Source organism: Devosia sp. Leaf64, assembly GCF_001421945.1.
In the GTDB taxonomy this organism is placed as follows: domain Bacteria; phylum Pseudomonadota; class Alphaproteobacteria; order Rhizobiales; family Devosiaceae; genus Devosia.
This window is the reverse complement of sequence record NZ_LMLO01000012.1, coordinates 346194-361761: the sequence shown is the minus strand read 5'-3', so window position 1 is coordinate 361761 and position 15568 is coordinate 346194. Positions and strand designations below refer to the sequence as shown.

Here is a 15568-nt window from a genome sequence, read left to right as displayed (position 1 = left end):
CTACCCTTATCGCGTATCAACGAAGGGGTAGGTATTGGCAAAAAGTCTTTACGACGCTTGAACTTAGCATCATGCCCCATTACCCTAAATCATCAACTTCACGCCGGAGCGTGGGAATGTCCGTTCTTCCAGCTGAAATCGAGCTATCCGCACGTGCCGTTTCGGAGATGAATGTCGAGGGCGCAGATCGCTTCTCAGCACGTGATTTGAGCTATGCGCTGTGCGTCATCTACCTCGCGCTGCACCGGCAACCGGAGGACGAAGAGGGTGAGATCTACCGCATCCCCGACAATCGCTTGCGCGCCGCGCTCGGGCTTAGCCGACGTTCCGGTCTCGAAACTGAAGCTGCGCGATACGTCCGCCTCCGCGATAGCACCGTCCGGATCGACGACGGCCGTAGGATGCAGCTGCCGACGACGCTTTTCCGCTTGCAGTCCGGACGATCCGAACCCGTCATGCATAACCTCGGCGACGAGGTTTCCTGGGTTATCGATTCCGGCCTACTCGATGCATTCCGTCCCTCCGCCGGCGACCGTGTCCGCATTCCCGTCAGCCTCCTCGCAGGGGCATCCACGCGAGGAGGTCTTGAGTTGTCATGCCGTCTTCTAGCGTTGCATGCGCTCGGGCCGACCAATCCTAAAACTAAGGCCTGGGACGACGAGTATTGCACGATTTCCATGCCTTACGCGAAGGCGGAAAGGGCACTTCGACTGCCGAAAGTTCCGCCCAGCGCATTGATGGATAAATTCCTGAAACCTGCCTTTCAGGACGCCTGGAATGCTTGCGGCCTGACGATCGACGTCGAGATGAGGCGGTCGGGAACGGTGTCGAAATCCATCGGCCGCGTGCGTGACATTGTCATATTCGTCCGCCGTCCTGCGCCGAGTCCGATAGCCGAAAAGTTACGAAATATCGAAGCGGAAAGGGGGGGCACTTGGCAAAAGCCGCCGAGGTCGAAGAGAGAGCGTCATGCACCAGCAGACAACGTGGTCGCATTTCAGCCACCACCTGTTTTGCGGAAGCCGTTCGGATTTGGCCGGCGACCAGTGGGGACGAACGGCACTGAAATTTAATCGAATGCGATAGATTGGGGGCGCCCTTTGTGAGCTCCCGAGTGCTAGGTTGAAATCAACTAAGGAGATCGGAAAATGCTCAGTTTCAGCGATACAGAAGTTGCACTCTCGATGCGCTATAATCGCGAGCTTTCGAACACCGTCTCCCATGCGCAGGCCATCGTTGATAGTAAGAATGGCAGCATCGATGCTCTTCGCGCAGCTCTCAAAAGTGTGCTTGCTGAACTGGAAGACGAGCGCGCTCTGAGGCACGCCGCCGAGATGCGTCTCGATCGCGTGAACCGCCTGCTCGACACCCCTTTGAACTGACGCAATTGACGTCAAAGAAAATCGAGGTCAGCGTCGAGCCTTCAGTTGGACAAAGGGTGTGAAATAGCCGACGGCCTCCTTTCCGCGACGGCTTTGTGAGCCGATTGCTAAGAGCGTCAACCATACAAAAAGGCCCCGGCATCGACGGGGGCCTTTCTCATATCTGATGCCGCCTGTCAGGCAGCGAGGCTGACACCCTTCGCTTCGAGCAAGTCCCTAAACGTCGGCTGCCGATCCCTTGGCCTCGGATGGCTCTTGGCGGCGGCGACATCGTCGATCGCTTCCGCATTGTAAGGAACCAGGCCCCGGATCGCCGCCTGTCCACGGAGATGAGCAGCGATCTTGGCATCGTCAGCCAAGATGACCTTGCACAAGGCAGCGCGATCCATTGCGCGCAGCCACTTGATGCTCAAATCCGGAATGCCCTTCAGCATCTCTGGATTCGGATCCATTCCCGCCGCCAGGGTCTTGGCCAGCTCACGGACAGCGGACATGTCATCTGACCTGGACGGGGTCATATCCGGAACGGCATCGGCCGCCTCTGCTTCCCCCACAGGTGCCGCCGGCACGTTGAAGATTTCGGCGATCCACGTGCCGCCGCGTTTGACCATCCGCATCCCGAAAGACCCCATCGCTCTCATAATGGCGGCGATCTTCGCGAAGAAATTCCGCATTCAAAACACTCCTAGTTGGCCGCCATTCCGGCGGCGATGCTAGGACTATGGTTTCAATCCATGAAAGCCACCACAGGACTTGACATTTTGCAACCGATTCGGGGGTATGACGGGCGTTTTACCGCGATAGCGCCATGCGCCCGAAAAAATACGTGGGCGATAACTCCATGTTCCAATTATCGTAATTGGCGCTAAGTCGTTTTCGGCTTCCGCGGTGATTGACTGATTCGCGGGGTCCTACGATCTTGTGGATATGAACGGTCGTTAACGATTTTTCCACAGGAAGATCTGCGGCCGGTACCGACAAGACAACGGGGACCATCACAATGGCCGACGAAAATGCTGCCTCGGCAGCCACGGGTTCTTGCACCCCAAATTCCGACATCCTCCGCAATGCGCGTTGGGCGCTGGAGAAGCGCGCTGACGTGCTTCTTGATCGCTACGTACATGACGGCGAGTGGGTCGGCGACTTCGACCAGGCACAGGAATTCGCCGAGATCCACGCCGCGATCCATGGCATCAATCACATGGAATCGCTCGAAGAGCTGACCGGCACCAACACCGTGGTCGATGTTGTGCTGCCGTCTGGGCAGTCCTTCACCGCCATCATCGAGCGTGATCTCGCCGAAGAACTGCAGAGGTGTCTTGATCGCCTTAAGCTCCTGCGTGGACCCGATGGCTGCACAGATTCGGAACTCGTGGATCAGGTGGCGGCATGCAACGCTGCTATCCTCCGCATCGAGGGCGGCGGAGACCCGGAAGCTTCAGCTCGTTCCGAATTCGCACGGCGCGATGCGGCCCGGGGAACGGCAGATATCATGCATGCCTTCGAAGTCGATCCTGTAGGGTCCTACACCTTTTCCGGTGGGTCTGTTCTTCTCCTGGTTAAAGGTGATTTGAGGTCTATCAACGCAGTCGCGGAAGCCATTCATCAACTCGGCTTCGATGTTGAGAAGGTTGGGCGAGCATGACAGCCCACCACTGCAACATTGAAGCGGCCGAGACCGCGCCAGAGCCTGAATTCACTGAATTCGCTTTCCGTTTCGTCGAGTGGCTTGCGTCCGGTGAAATGGATCCTGGCGTCCTTTTTCAAGGCGGCACGTGCCGCGGCTACCGGAAGCGCCAGGTGCTGAATGCCCTGCCGACACATGGTCCGATCACGTACGCTATCTGCCGCGCCGTCGCTGTCGAGTGCAGCGTCCGCTACCACTTCGTGTATCAGATGGCGGTCCTGCTTAGCCGCTATGAAGTTGGTGAAGTCCATCCGAACCGGAAGCTGCCGGCCACCGAGGACATCATCTCAATGATCCGTTCCGGCGTCCGTCCCGCTCGGATCGCTCGGCAGGCTGGCGTGTCCCGCGCATCCGTCCACGCTCTGCTCAAGCGTGAGGGCTACAGCCTCCGCGCCGGCGTCGTCACCAAAATCAATGGAGATGCATCATGAACGGCCGCACGTGCGTCTATGCCGGTTATTCGCTTTCGGAAATTTTCGTCCATCGGGACAGGCTCAAGGTCGACGTTTCGGTGACCGTCAACGTGGTCCCCGAAAACGGCGGGAATGTCACGTCGCAGACCATAGAATGGGAGGCGCTGTCTCGCGTTTTCAATCCCATGGTCGACGGCGAATTCCACGCCGCCATGTCCGAGTTTTTGCCCTTCATCAGGAACAAGTCTCGGGAAATGGCCGACAGTTACATGGATGCCTTCCGGTCTCTTGAAACCGGGTTGGCTGCATGACGAGCAAGCACAAGCCAATGCTCGACGCCATCGAGTACGAGATGGCTCATATCGGCAGCCGCACCATGTCGGAGATCGCCCAAGCATACGGCATCACGAAGAGGCGCTGGCCGGTGCCATCGATAGGGCAGGCCTCAAGGTGTACCGCGGATCGCACCCCCAGGGTGTCTGCCTTGAGGCGAAGCCGTCCCGCAAGCCTCGCCGCGACCGGCCGGCTCCAACAACTCATCTAACGAAACAGGAGCGCGATCGGGCCCTCCGGCGCCGGTACGACCTTAGGCGTCGCGAACTGTCCATCGCAGCTCAGCAGACGGATCTCGCAGAGATGCGCCGCCTCGCTGACGAAGCCATCTCCGCCGGCCGCATCACGCGCCTCCCTCCGGGCTACGCCTGGGGATCGACACGAACCATCTACGACAGGATTCTAGGATGACCCAGATCGCTCCAAAGCTCGTTTCCCCGTTCGAGACCGATTTCGCTTTCATTGAAGCCATCAAGGCGCTTAGGAACGGCAAGCCGACCATCAACGATTCCGACCTCCTTAGGATGCGGCAGGAAGGCATGTCCTGGCGTCAGATCGGCGCGCACTATGGCGTCGATCATGGCATCTGCTACCGGGCCGCGAAGAGGGCAGGCATTCTCGGTGTTGTGTCAGGCGGTCTGAATGACGAAGACAAGGCAGCGATCAACGAAGCTGCAGCGACCGTGGATTTCTCCGCGGTGCTTCCCAAAACCTACCTTGAAGCCGTCAAGGATGTTGATGTCGGCCAAGAGGCACTTCGACAAATAAGGGCTGGTCGACGGAAGCTTCGCAGGGACGCTCTCTGATGCGCGCCGCCTTCATCATCGCCGCCCTTGGAGACGACGTGCCGCTGCATATCGTAAACGCGATCCACGACCTCGATGCGCGCGCGTATCGTTCAAATGAGGCGCTGCGTCTCAATGAAGCCCAGACATATCTTCGGCTTCGAGATGCGGTGAAGTCGGCTGGATCGGAAGCAGCATTCGCCAAGAAGATCGGCATCACCAGGCAGTCGATGTCCGACATCATGAACTCGCGCAGGCCTATGCCGCCGTCCGTGCTCAAAGCGATCGGACTTCGTGAAGTTAAGTCGCGCGTTTATGCGCCGCTGGAGATTTGAGATGGACTACGAACTTTACGGATCCGGTGCACCTGCCAGGAAGCCGGAAGCGGTACCGCCTGCGATCACCACCATGGACGCCTTGGCGGCAGCCGAATGGACCGGGCCCGATCACGAGGGTGAATGGACGCTGCTCTGGGACGATCACACGGACTACGGCAACGAGCCCGGCCCCGGCTTCTTCATCTGCAAGCTGTAGGAGGCCGTTGGCCGCTGGATCTATGAGTTCCACCATTCAGAGCGCGCCGGTGGTGTCGAGGGTGCCGATCTCGGCCTCGGCCTCGGCGTCGAAGAGTTCGATATCGAGGCCGTCCAGGTGGGTTGCAAAGCCGGAGCGCTAGCCTTCCAAGTCGAGCGCTGGGAGCAGGGTACGGAAGAATATGTCAGTCGGCGGTCCAGAGAAGTCGGTGACTGACTTGTGACTATTTGGGCGCGAGCCGCGGCCGGCCGGATCACTTGGGAGGATTATGTCGCTGGCTTGGAACGGCTTGGGCGTGGGAAGTTCGTCGACGTCTCACATCTTGAAGAGGCCGCGTAGGACCTTCCGTAACCTTGTCCAAAACTCAGAGCTCCATTCTGTTGCGGGTCCTGCGATAGTGCCTCGCATGAAAATTTGGCTGATCTCCGACCTTCACCTCGACCACGCGCCATGGATTCCGTCGAGCGTCCCCGACGCCGACGTGCTGGTGGTGGCCGGCGACGTAATGCCGGGAGCGATCCAAGCGATGGAGTGGCTCCGTTACGATTCCGGTTTCGAGGGGCCGATCGTATACGTTCTCGGCAACCACGAATTTTATTCTTCCAGCATCGAGCGCGAGCGGCAGCAGGCGCGCGCATATGCGTCGATCAGCGGGATCTACGTGCTCGATAACAATGAAATTATCCTCGGCAGCCTGCGGTTCATCGGTGGCACTTTGTGGACGGACTACGACCTTTACGCGGGTGGAGATGAAGGCGCGCGGTCAACGGCAATGACGCAGTCGTACCTTGGCATCAACGATCACCGTCAGATCAAACTCCGCGATCTGAGTTCAGACGCTTTCGAGCCCCAGCACGCTCGCGAGATGCATGCGCGGACGTTGGGCTATATCGAAGGCCGCTTACGGAAACCGCATGCCGGGCCCACCCTGGTCGTGACGCACCATGCGCCTTCGCGCCAAAGCGTCTCGAGCCGCTTTCAAGGAGATGCTTTGAGCGCCGCCTTCTCCTCAGATCTGGAGCCGGTCATGCTCAGGCATCGGCCTGCTGCCTGGCTGCATGGGCACGTGCACAGCAGCCACGATTATGTCGTCGGCAGCACCAGGGTGGTGGCCAATCCGCGAGGGTACGGCAGCGAGAATTCCAGCGGATTCGATCCGGGGCTCGTCATCGCAATTCCCGATAGCGAAAGTTCACAGCCTTAATTTCGCTTTCCTTGTGTCGGGATCGGCGCCACGGTCGATACGTGTTAACCTTCACTTAACACGTAGCGATGCCGCTGCACGAGGATGATAGCAGATGATCCCAAAATCGGCCCGCGGGGCAGATCAGGAACTCCGTATTGCGATCGGCAGACTGCGGACGGATCCTACGACATGGCCATGGCATGCGAGGCTGGATCGATTCCTTAGTACGAAGCCCCTTTTTGAGACAATCGCGACCGGCCCCACTTACGGCCTGACCGACTGGCTCAATGCTATCCGTCAGGTCATTAGCACGACCTTTTTCACTGCGCGCGGTCGTGCCTTTTTACGCTGGCAGTGGGACGTCAATCATCGTGGCGGTCGGCGGAACGACCTTCGGCGTCGCTACGTTTCGCTCGACAGGCTGCATCGTATTCGATCGCGATATTGGCTTGAGGAGTGGTATCGCGATGACGAATTCGATCACTCATAGCACGCTGACACTCACGATTTTGAATCCCGACGTCGCACCAAATACGCCCGGCGCGGCAAGGTCGCTTGGCGGCAGCGGAGTGCCAATCTCGGCGTCGCATCGAGCGCTGTCGGAAATGCTCGAACACGGATCCGCCGAAATCGAAGTTCCGGTGTGGGCTGACATCGAAGTTCTCCGAGCTCAGCTTTTATGTCTCGGCATCAACATCGCGGCAGCTCGTCCCATCGAGTCGTGAACCGCGGTGACCGCATATCAAACTTGGTGGTGAACGTCTGCTGCTTCCGGGGCCCACCCATCGTCGCCGCCGGCACCACGGTAGCGCGGCCCCAGCGTCGGTTAGCCTCGTCCATTGCGGCCGTGACCTTCGCCGCCTTGTCGTGATCCATGGCATCGAACAATGCCCGCTGCCGTTCCGCTGGCGGCACCAGGTCTTGGGTGATGATGCCGGCCTTGCTGTATCGAAAGCCGGGCTTCCAGAGGGCGTCGACTGCCCGCCTTGCAGCCTTGATCAACGTCAGGCTGTCGTTCGTCGCTTCCGGAATATCGACGGTCATCGACACGCTGCGCTGCGGATCGTCGGCGAACGGCGAGGTGTGCATGAAGACCGTCACATGGTCCGTGGCCAGGCCGTGACGCCGGAGTTTTTCGCCGAGCCGCGTAGCGTAACCTGCGACGGCCTGTTCCATCTGGCTTTTGTGTATCACGCGCTCGCCGAACGATCGGGTGACCGCGCAGCCTTTTCGCTGCGGCGCCACGGTCTCTAGGCCGACGCAGGGGATGCCGTTGAGTTCATGGATGGTCTTCTCGCCCACAACTGTCATCAGCTGGCGGGCGAGTTTGGGATCCATGTCGCGCAGCTGTCCGGCGAACTCGATGCCAAGATGCGCCAGCTTTTCCTGGCTTGCCCGCCCGATTCCCCAGACGTCGCCGATCGGAAACTTCGCCATCACTTCGGCTCGGACGCACTCGTCCGTCAGATCCAGAACGCCCGCAGGCAATGCCTTCGCCGCCTTGTTGGCCAGCTTCGCCAGCGTTTTGGTTGGGCCGATGCCCACGCATGTGGGGATGCCGGTCCACTGGCGCGTGGTGGCGCGCAGGTCGCTCGCCCAAGCCGTCCGCTCGCCAGGCCGGACATGGGTGACGTCCAGAAAGGATTCGTCGATCGAGTAGATTTCGATGTCAGGCGAGAAGCCCTGATAGACCGAGTTCATCCGCCGGCTCATGTCTCCATAGAGCGCGTAGTTAGAGCTGAAGACGGCCACGTTGTTCTGCCGGCAGAGGTCGCGGATCTGGAACATGGGATGGCCCATCTTGATGCCGAGAGCCTTCGCTTCTGACGTCCTGGCGACAGCACAGCCGTCGTTGTTGGAGAGGACGATGACCGGTCGTCGCTCGAGCTTCGGATCGAAGACGCGTTCGCAGCTGCAGTAGAAGCTGTTGCCGTCGATAAGGGCGAGGGCGGTCATTTCTTTAGGTCGCGGATGGTGGCGGTGACGACGCCCCAGATCGACACCTCCGTGCCCTCGGAGATCAAGAACGCCGGAAGCTTGGCGTTCTCGTTGTGCAGCACCATGACGCCGCCGCGCCGGTTCAGCCGCTTGAGCGTGGGCTCGCCGTCGATGATGGCAAGCACGATCGATCGGTGCTTCGGCTGCACGCTGCGATCGACGATGACGACGTCCCAGGGGAAGATTTTGACGTCGATCATACAATCCCCAACCACTCTCCACAAAAATGTGGCGGTCGGATTCGCGATCAGGACCTGGTTCAGGTCGATCAGATCTTCGATAAAGTCGTCGGCGGGCGACGGGAAGCCGGCGTGGACGGCCTGGCCGACGAGCGGGACTTTGAGCGCGATCAGGGATTGTAAGGGCACGGGCATGCCGCCAGGTGCCATAACTACTCGACTGATCTGCATTCCGACTCCTTGGCGAGGGCTAAGCCAAGGGTCCGATATACGCATGAACGAAACGAGAACGGAAGTCACATAGGACTGGTCCCACAGTTTCTATCAGGCTGGTGCTATATCAGGTCCTATACGGGGTCGCGCTTTGGTCAACAATGTCGGGATCGTAGCCGTTTGCTTGTAGGAAGTATGAAATGCTCTTGGCTACAGCGGCATCCTGCATTCCGGGACCCACAGTAATATTCTCAATGGGCAGCAAGTCAAAATCGTCCTCAAGCTTGACTTTGACATAGGGTAACATCATTTGAGCACGTGGGCGGAAAAGAATGTCTTCGGGTTCAGGGTTCATCATAACCAACCGCCATTCGCGCTCTTCTTGAAATCCAGCATGTTTGAAACGCGGAACGAGATTGGCTACTAGTTTGGAAAAAGCAGCCTTAATTTCGGTGGTCGAAAGGTCCCCCATCATAAACTCGAAATCGTCGAAGATGTCAGGTAGCTCATCACTAATCAGAGCCGTCAAATGAGCTCTTGTCGCGGCCATCCCGTACTGGACTTGGTGCAACTCCACGTTAGATCCGAACAGCATTTGCAGCAGTTCGTTTGTGTCGAACGTAATATTGACGCCTTGTCTAGAGCTGTATCCCCGCCACTGGCTAAGAAGGTCGCTGTCTTCACAGAGACAGGTGATGAAAACGTCCGGAGCCTGAAATTTTTCAAAATCCTTCGCAATGTCTGCGATGAGTTTTTGTCGGCCTTTTGACACAGCGTCGGGCGTCTTCGTGCTTTTTAGAAGGGAATTGAGTACCCTCTGCGCCATTTTGATGCCATGATTTATTTCCTCGGGATCATTCAAAAACACGGCGTTGCTCAGCCACAGCTCCTTATTCTCTACAATCCCTTGAAGACCCGCGAGATCGGTGTAGTGCGTCAACTTCGGGGGAAGAGAAGAGGGACCTGCTTTCCTCACAGCGGTCGTTGTCGGCTCAACCGGTGCTCTCGCCATTTTTCACTCCGGTGTATTCTGCTTATTTTTTCGGACCAAAAATGGATACTGCAAGAATAGGAAATTCTCCACTGCTATGCCGGGCTGCTGCGTCAACTAAATTGTCATTCTTCAACGCTCTTTTTCTTCGACAATAGCGCGAGTTTTCCCTGAGCATGGCGAGGTGACTTGACGTTCTTGGCGGCGTCCTGGGCAAGCTGAAGCCGCTTCGAAATCCATGCAACGTCTTTGAGCCGCGGGTCAGCATCGATGGCAAGGATCACGTGCTTCTCCACGTGCGCTGCCCACGCTTCAAGCATTACGGACTTCGGTTCGAGCCGGTGATGAAGGGCATAGCTGGCTGCCGTAACGTCGCCCGACGTCCGTCCTTCCAGGTGATCCAAAATCCACTTTGTCTGCAGCTCGTCAAATCCGAGATCGACGGCACCATGGGTAGCGAATGCACGGCGAAGATCGTGGGGGGTGGCTTCGACGCCGGGCATATACGTCATGGTGTGAGTAAGCGTGCTCGGAGAAAGGTGGGCGTCCAGGCCGGGTTGGTTGGCTTTGGATCGCGCTCTGAGTTGAGGGAAAACCCGCGTCGAACGCTGGATCCTGTCTTCATCGGTTTCGAGCGCCCAATCAAAGGCCCCCTTCGCCGCCAGCCATGCTGATCGCGTTAGTGGAAGAACGTGGTCGGCTTCATCACCGCGGCGCTCGGCAGTCTTTCGATGAGGCGCAGGAATCGCCCAAGTCGCCTCGTAACCCTGCCTGTCCTCAAAATCATCCCGCTGCGCCTGGCTGATCGCCGCGACGCGCTGGAGGGTAAAGACCGTGAACTCGATCGCTGCGGAAATGACGGGGTGCACAGCGCCTGATCGGCAGATAGCCACAATCCTGCCGACCTCCTCCATGGGCGGGACGTATTTGGCTTTCCGCTTCGCGCTGCCGTCCGCCTGCCGGGATCGTTCCGGTGCCGCCAGTTCTTTCATGACACCAGACTGTACGCCCGACCGACCTCGTTTTGTCGGTGATCCGAGAAACCGCCACATCGGCCGAACGACTGAAGCGAGGTGCTCGGCATGTCTCTCGACGCCACGCTTGTGCACGTCCTCCACAGCGATCGACATCTCTTCAAGGGTGATCCCGGCGACTGGTCGGCCGGAGAACCTTTCGAGTTCTGGTGTCCCAAGCATCCGGCGATAGTCCGTGTGCGTCGCGGGTTTCTTGGTGCGTTCGACCTCCTCGAGATACTCCGATCGCGCAGTCTCCCAATTCCATGTGCCGGGATGGAAAACTGGCGTAGTGGGTGCCGCCAACTTGCCTGACGCTACCTTGCGGGCATCCAACCAGGCGGCGTCAGGCTGCTGGCCTGACTTTGAAAGCCGGCGCGCATCGATGACGAGTTCCCGGGCTTCGGCGATTCCCCATTCGTCGACGTCGCCCAAATCCAGACGGATCGACGTCCCGGCGTGCCGCATGCGTAGCTGCCACCTGACTCCTCTTGCGCCGATCCTGAGGCGAAGACCTTCGGCCCGGCTGTCGAGGATTTCTTCCTGCGAGGCGCCAGGACGGGCTTTCGCCTTCGCGGCCGTAATGGTCGCGTTGGTGATCTGAATGGGCATACAAGCGTCTCCAGGCGGACGGCTATCTAAATAGGGCGCGTTTAGGGCGCGACCGCATCCATCCACGCCTGGGCTTTCCGTTGCAAGAATTATCGCGCAGATCCTTGTGTGATGCGGCTCTCTGTGGATAATGCGCCCTAGTTTCCGTGTGCCGAGATCGTCCGTTCGTTCTGACACGCGGAATCATAATCCGCGTGTCGGGGGTTCAAATCCCTCCTCCGCTACCAGAACATCCCAATCATCATTCACCTGTAGCCAACGTCTATACGCAAGACCGTTTGCGGCTTGCGCGTGGAATAAGCCCAGCGGTGCCGCTGGGCTCGTGGTTAGCTAGATACTACCCTGAACCGAATGCAATCTTGCATAAACGCCGTCAGCGGCCATGAGTGTATCATGGGTGCCGTCTTCGACGATGCTGTCTTCCGTCAGGACCAGAATACGGTCGGCGTGGCGGACGGTCGAAAGTCTATGGGCAATGACCAGCATGGTTCTGCCCTTCGAAAGTCCAAGAAGGGCCTGCTGTACGGCGCGCTCGCTTTCATTGTCGAGCGCTGACGTGGCCTCGTCGAAGATCAGCACTGGAGGATTTTTGAGGAAGGCGCGGGCGATGGTCAGTCGCTGCTTTTGCCCGCCCGACAGTTTTACCCCTCGTTGCCCTACGTCGGTCTCATAGCCCTGGGGGAGTGCCATGATGAAATCGTGCGCATTGGCTGCCTTGGCTGCAGCGACGACGTCTGCCTGGGAGGCGTCAGGCCGTCCATAAAGCAGGTTATCCCAAATCGTACCGCCAAAGAGATAGACATCTTGCTGCACGAGGCCAATGTTGCGCCTGAGGTCAGCAAGTCGGATATCGCGTACATCTCGCCCGTCCATCGTTACCCGCCCCTGTTCGACATCGTAAAAGCGTGGCACCAAGCTGCACAAAGTGCTTTTGCCTACGCCCGAAGGCCCGACCAAGGCGACGAACTCGCCTGGCTCTATGGTCAGGGACAGGTCGCGAAGCACCGGTTGGCCTGATCCCTCATAGCGGAAACTGACAGCCTCGAAGCTGATCCGTCCCTTGAGGGTACCCACTCGTTGAGCCCCTGGACGGTCAGCGATCGCCGGCTCCTCCTCGAGCAATTCCATAGCCCTGTTGAAGCCGGTATATCCCTCTTGCCAAAGCCGGATAAAATTATCCATCCGCCGCAGCGGATCGGTCAACACGCCAAGGGTCAGCAGCAGGACCAGAAGATTTCCAGCAACAAGTTCTCCGGTAACGACCCGCATGGCGCCGAGGAGAATGACGACAACGGTCAGGAACTGGTTGAACCCCTCCATCCCGGACCAAAGCATGGCCTCGCTCCGGTAACCGTCCCGCCGGCTCTCCAGGAACAACTGGTTTTCGGTATCGAAACGGCGCAACTCGTCCCTTTCATTACCGAAGGATTGGACGACGCGAATACCACCCAGGGCGTCTTCGACGCGCTCATTGACACTCGCTATGCGCTCTTTGCTGGCCGCAAGCGCATGCTTCATCCGTCCATTGAAATAGAGGGCATAGACGAGGGCAAAAGGGACAATTGCGGCAACAACGGCTGCAATCAGCGGGTCGATCCAGATCAGGACCGCCATAGCGCCGGCGAGCTTCAGGGCGCCGATCAAAGCGTCTTCCGGCCCATGGTGAAAGAGTTCACCGAGCCAGAGCGAGTCATTGGTTATCCGGCTCATCAGTTGGCCGGTCCGCTGACGATCGTAAAAGCTGAACGACAGGTTCTGGCAGTGCTCGAACAGATCCCGACGCACTTGCGCTTCGATACGTGCGCCCATGACGTGACCTTTGTAGTCGACGAAATAGACGGCGAGGATTTGCACCAGAAAGGCGGCCAGCAGGATGGCGCCGAAGCCGGCCAGTTGCCCAAAGGCATCTTGGGACTGGAGCAATTCGGGTAGGCGGAGAATGATGACGTTTGTCGTTACGGGCAGCGCAATGGCAGCGGCAGCTACCAGCACGGCCGCGCCGACGACCGCCGAGAACAGGGGCAGATGAGGCCGATAGTATGACGTAAAGCGCTGAAACCGAGAGCGGGCTTTGTCCCGCGCGATAGTCTGGTCAGCGCTTGATTTGAGAAATGGAAAGAGGCAGCGGCTAGTGGTTTTTTGCGCGCGCTTGGCCCCGTTGGGAGATTGGGAATGCATGAACGGTCATGTCCTGTTGCAGACGAAGTGCGGATGTGTCGGACATGACGTTTTTCATTCTGATCTCCCTAAAGATTGGGACAAAGCTAACGCCGACTGGGGCGGAACTGCAACCCGGCGCCCTCGGTAAATGCCGACAGTGATGCTTTTGCCACGGGACAGATCGGACGCATCGGCACCACGCTGCCAGGAAACTGTTTTAGTCTATAAAGTTTGTAGATATAAATTTCTTTCTGCCGTCTCCAACCGGCAAACTGTGCTCCCTGGCGATATCGTACGCGGTCCGGGAGCGGGCTAGGGTAGGGCACAAGCGTCATTTGGGACGCGTCAGATGGGGAGAGGCCCTTTGTCGATCATCGATATTGCAAGCTTCCGGCCGGCTCAAAGGGCTGAAGTGGAAGACAGCGCTTTCAAATTGGCCATGCGCAATCTGGCCGGGGCCGTCAGCGTCATAACCGTCGGCACGGGAAGCAATCGCACCGGTTTTACCGCAACGTCTGTCTCTTCATTTTCCGCTGAACCGCCGACCATACTCGTCAGCCTCAACAAAACGTCGTCCTCCTGGCCCATCCTGCGCGATGCCGCATCGTTTGCCTGCAATATTCTCAGTGACGGTCAGAGCCCCGTCGCCGATCGCTTCGCGGGCAAGGGTGGCATCAAGGGCAATGATCGTTACGTTGGCTGGGAGTGGGACAGGCTCGAGAGTGGCGTTCTCGGTCTACAATCGGCATTGGCTGTGCTCGATTGCGACGTTGACGAGATTATCGAACGTCATACGCATGCACTGGTCTTCGGGCGCGTACGCCATGTCGAGGTGACGACCTCGGAGCAGCCGCTCCTCTATTGGCGTGGCCAATATCAGCAGCTTCTGCCCAATTTCGATCCGTTCAGAAGCTGAGCGTCATGCCTAGACCCGGTGCCCGCGCCCTGACAAGGACGCGGGTTCGATGCCTATTTTCATCCTTGCGGCCTCTTGCTCTACAGCCAGCCTTTGCGCTTGAAATAGAGGAACGGCACCAGCGCAGAGAGAGCCATAAGCCCGATTGCCCAAGGGTAGCCGAGGGTCCAATTGAGCTCAGGCATGATCGCAAAGTTCATGCCGTAGATGGAGGCGACCAGCGTTGGTGGCAGGAAGACGACGGCCGCGACCGAGAAGATCTTGATGATCTGGTTCTGCTCGAGATTGATCGCACCGAGCGTTGCATCGAGCAAAAAGCCGAGGCGTGCCGACAGCGCCCGCGCATGCTCACCGAGCGAGAGCGCATCGCGTTGGATCAGCCGAACAAGGTGCCGGCTTTCCCTGTCGTCATTGGTCTCGTCCGCCGCTGCATAGTAGGCCGTGAGCCGCGCAATACTGACGAGGCTCTCCTGCACCATAGTCAGCAATTCGGCCTTGTGTCCGATCAGCGAGATGACGTTTTCGAGGTCATGCGTTTTTACATTGGCTTTGGTCTTGGCCTGCGCCGTCTTGAAAATGCTGCGCGACAAACCGTCGGTCTCGTTGCCGATCCGCTCCAGCGCGTCTGCGGTGCGATCGATCATGGCTTCAATCAGGCCCAGCATGATTTCCTCGCCCGACTTGTGCGGCGCTCCTTTTGGCCGCTGCGCGCGGTTCATATAGGCAAGGAATGGCTTGGGCTCGGCATAGCGCACCGTGACCAGCGTCTGATCCTTGAGGATGAAGGTGATCGGGGTCTTGATCGGCTCATCGGTGTCGAGCTTGGCAAGCGCGGTCAGCGTCATGAAGAGTGCGCCGTTCTCGGCGTAGAGCCGGGCCGAAAGCTCGATCTCTTCCATTTCGGCGCGGCTTGGCACTTCCACGTCGAGCATGTTCTCGACCTGGTTCACTTCGTCGGCGGTTGGCGAAATCAGGTCCAGCCAAATGGGCAGGCTGGTGCTCTTGTCCATGTCGAATGGCACAAGTTTATCGTCGGTACGCGTGTAGATGCGCAGCATGGCAGTTCCTCAATGCAGGCTCATGGGCCCGCGGGAACTGACCTAGTCAGATCCTTCAGGCCCTGCGGCAGTGTCGAATTCGACTTCGACTGTCGGGGTTCATGATCT

At 58.5% G+C, this 15568-nt stretch carries 18 protein-coding genes; 11 read left to right on the top strand and 7 right to left on the bottom strand.

Going from position 1 to position 15568, the window contains the following annotated elements; all coding sequences use genetic code 11:
- Positions 1 to 116 precede the first annotated feature (116 nt).
- Positions 117 to 1073 (top strand): hypothetical protein, encoded by a 957-nt coding sequence (locus ASE94_RS07210; RefSeq protein ID WP_062629790.1) that lies wholly within the window; start codon positions 117 to 119, stop codon positions 1071 to 1073.
- A gap of 75 nt (positions 1074 to 1148) precedes the next feature.
- Complete coding sequence (locus ASE94_RS07205; protein ID WP_062629789.1) at positions 1149 to 1382, top strand: hypothetical protein; 234 nt, start codon at positions 1149 to 1151, stop codon at positions 1380 to 1382.
- 176 nt (positions 1383 to 1558) lie between these two features.
- Here the strand turns inward: ASE94_RS07205 and ASE94_RS07200 are convergent, their stop codons facing one another.
- On the bottom strand, positions 1559 to 2056 hold the full coding sequence (locus ASE94_RS07200; RefSeq protein ID WP_062629788.1) for a hypothetical protein: 498 nt from the start codon (positions 2054 to 2056) through the stop codon (positions 1559 to 1561).
- Between the two features lie 326 nt (positions 2057 to 2382).
- Here ASE94_RS07200 and ASE94_RS07195 point away from each other — a divergent pair, with 326 nt between their 5' ends.
- The 8 genes from ASE94_RS07195 (at position 2383) to ASE94_RS07155 (ending at position 7045) form a co-directional block, all read left to right on the top strand.
- Positions 2383 to 3027, top strand: coding sequence for a hypothetical protein (locus ASE94_RS07195; RefSeq protein WP_062629787.1), 645 nt, complete (start codon positions 2383 to 2385; stop codon positions 3025 to 3027).
- Positions 3024 to 3500, top strand: coding sequence for a helix-turn-helix transcriptional regulator (locus ASE94_RS07190; RefSeq protein ID WP_062629786.1), 477 nt, complete (start codon positions 3024 to 3026; stop codon positions 3498 to 3500). Before ASE94_RS07195 ends, ASE94_RS07190 begins: the two co-directional genes overlap by 4 nt.
- Complete coding sequence (locus tag ASE94_RS07185) at positions 3497 to 3793, top strand: hypothetical protein (RefSeq protein WP_062629785.1); 297 nt, start codon at positions 3497 to 3499, stop codon at positions 3791 to 3793. Before ASE94_RS07190 ends, ASE94_RS07185 begins: the two co-directional genes overlap by 4 nt.
- Before the next feature lie 429 nt (positions 3794 to 4222).
- The gene (locus ASE94_RS07175) at positions 4223 to 4621 is read left to right on the top strand and encodes a hypothetical protein (RefSeq protein WP_062629783.1); all 399 of its coding nucleotides are present in this window, start codon (positions 4223 to 4225) and stop codon (positions 4619 to 4621) included.
- Entirely contained in the window at positions 4621 to 4935 is a 315-nt protein-coding gene (locus ASE94_RS07170) for a helix-turn-helix transcriptional regulator (protein ID WP_062629782.1), read from the top strand. The genes ASE94_RS07175 and ASE94_RS07170 overlap by 1 nt, the downstream gene beginning before the upstream one ends.
- Position 4936: 1 nt before the next feature.
- The gene (locus ASE94_RS07165; RefSeq protein ID WP_062629781.1) at positions 4937 to 5134 is read left to right on the top strand and encodes a hypothetical protein; all 198 of its coding nucleotides are present in this window, start codon (positions 4937 to 4939) and stop codon (positions 5132 to 5134) included.
- Between the two features lie 406 nt (positions 5135 to 5540).
- The gene (locus tag ASE94_RS07160; protein ID WP_062629780.1) at positions 5541 to 6338 is read left to right on the top strand and encodes a metallophosphoesterase; all 798 of its coding nucleotides are present in this window, start codon (positions 5541 to 5543) and stop codon (positions 6336 to 6338) included.
- Positions 6339 to 6787: 449 nt separating this feature from the next.
- A complete protein-coding gene (locus tag ASE94_RS07155; RefSeq protein WP_156351961.1) occupies positions 6788 to 7045 on the top strand; it encodes a hypothetical protein in 258 nt (85 codons plus the stop codon).
- Here the strand turns inward: ASE94_RS07155 and ASE94_RS07150 are convergent.
- The 5 genes from ASE94_RS07150 to ASE94_RS07125 all read right to left on the bottom strand — a co-directional run bounded on the left by ASE94_RS07150 (position 7011) and on the right by ASE94_RS07125 (position 13504).
- Positions 7011 to 8276: a Y-family DNA polymerase gene (locus ASE94_RS07150; RefSeq protein WP_062629778.1), complete on the bottom strand. Its 1266-nt coding sequence runs from the start codon at positions 8274 to 8276 to the stop codon at positions 7011 to 7013. The genes ASE94_RS07155 and ASE94_RS07150 overlap by 35 nt on opposite strands.
- Complete coding sequence (gene umuD / locus ASE94_RS07145) at positions 8273 to 8728, bottom strand: translesion error-prone DNA polymerase V autoproteolytic subunit (protein ID WP_244483995.1); 456 nt, start codon at positions 8726 to 8728, stop codon at positions 8273 to 8275. The genes ASE94_RS07150 and umuD overlap by 4 nt, the downstream gene beginning before the upstream one ends.
- A 109-nt stretch (positions 8729 to 8837) precedes the next feature.
- Positions 8838 to 9722 carry a DUF2971 domain-containing protein gene (locus ASE94_RS07140; RefSeq protein ID WP_082461031.1) on the bottom strand — a complete coding sequence of 295 codons (885 nt, stop codon included), beginning with the start codon at positions 9720 to 9722 and terminating at the stop codon, positions 8838 to 8840.
- Positions 9723 to 9826: 104 nt separating this feature from the next.
- Positions 9827 to 11326, bottom strand: coding sequence for an integrase family protein (locus ASE94_RS07135; protein ID WP_062629775.1), 1500 nt, complete (start codon positions 11324 to 11326; stop codon positions 9827 to 9829).
- A 330-nt stretch (positions 11327 to 11656) separates the two neighbouring features.
- Complete coding sequence (locus tag ASE94_RS07125) at positions 11657 to 13504, bottom strand: ABC transporter ATP-binding protein (protein WP_062629774.1); 1848 nt, start codon at positions 13502 to 13504, stop codon at positions 11657 to 11659.
- Between the two features lie 346 nt (positions 13505 to 13850).
- Here ASE94_RS07125 and ASE94_RS07120 point away from each other — a divergent pair, with 346 nt between their 5' ends.
- Positions 13851 to 14402: a flavin reductase family protein gene (locus tag ASE94_RS07120; RefSeq protein ID WP_244483994.1), complete on the top strand. Its 552-nt coding sequence runs from the start codon at positions 13851 to 13853 to the stop codon at positions 14400 to 14402.
- An 80-nt stretch (positions 14403 to 14482) separates the two neighbouring features.
- Here the strand turns inward: ASE94_RS07120 and ASE94_RS07115 are convergent, their stop codons facing one another.
- Positions 14483 to 15460, bottom strand: a complete 978-nt coding sequence (locus ASE94_RS07115) for a magnesium transporter CorA family protein (RefSeq protein ID WP_061909066.1) — start codon at positions 15458 to 15460, stop codon at positions 14483 to 14485.
- Between the last annotated feature and the right edge of the window lie 108 nt (positions 15461 to 15568).